Here is a 921-nt window from a genome sequence, read left to right on the forward strand (position 1 = left end):
GTTATAGCCTATTACAAATAAACTTCACTTAATTAATGAGATTTTTAATAGCATATTTTTTCTTATTTCTATCAGGGAATATTTTATCTCAGAATATTGGTGTAATAAATGATAAAGATGGTTACACAAATATCAGGAAAGAGTCTACTGTAAATTCTAATATTATCGGAGTAATACTAGAAGGTCAAACTTTTCAATATTCACCCTCAGAAAATAAAAACTGGTACAAATTAAATTTTAATCACCTAGAGGGTTTTATACATTCATCTAGAGTTTCAGATATTAAATCTTTGGGGAAAAGTTACAAATTTAGTGATAATCAAATAGATAAAAACCTACCTAAATATGAGCAACCAACCATCGATTCAAATAGAAATAAAAAATTCACAAGACAAATAGATGGTAAACCTATTACATACTTTTTAAATCATACATCTATCGATATTTACTCAAAGATGTATTACCAAGGTATTTATCAAATCTCAGATTCTGAGATAACTTTTAATCTATTAGATAGTGTTACTACAGATAATATAGATACTAGAAAATTTTATCTATTTAATTTTAGTAATATTCTTCAAGAAAGCGATGGTGCATTATCTGAGGCAATAGGATCATATTGTTTGAATTATTTGAAAAAATATCCACTTGAAGTTAATTTATTAAAAACAAAATTATATCAGGATAACTCTTATGAAAAGTTCATTTCTTTTTCAGCTTTTGAAATATATTTTTCTGAGAATCCTTATGAAGAATTAGATAATCTTTTTAATGACATAATGTACAATTACTCAGAATATGAGCAAGAGCTGTTATTCATTAAAAAGGATATATTTACCATATTAAAAACTGAACTAAAAAATAATTAAACAGGCTATAACACAAGCTAAAAAGGCAAGTTTCGGGCGACGCGCCCTCGCT

Annotated in this window: 1 protein-coding gene; it reads left to right on the top strand. The window is 26.4% G+C overall.

Annotated elements, in window-relative coordinates; all coding sequences use genetic code 11:
• Positions 1 to 35 precede the first annotated feature (35 nt).
• Positions 36 to 869, top strand: coding sequence for an SH3 domain-containing protein (locus HGP29_RS28220; RefSeq protein ID WP_168885812.1), 834 nt, complete (start codon positions 36 to 38; stop codon positions 867 to 869).
• Positions 870 to 921: the final 52 nt, after the last annotated feature.

This window comes from Flammeovirga agarivorans, assembly GCF_012641475.1.
In the GTDB taxonomy this organism is placed as follows: Bacteria; Bacteroidota; Bacteroidia; order Cytophagales; family Flammeovirgaceae; genus Flammeovirga; species Flammeovirga agarivorans.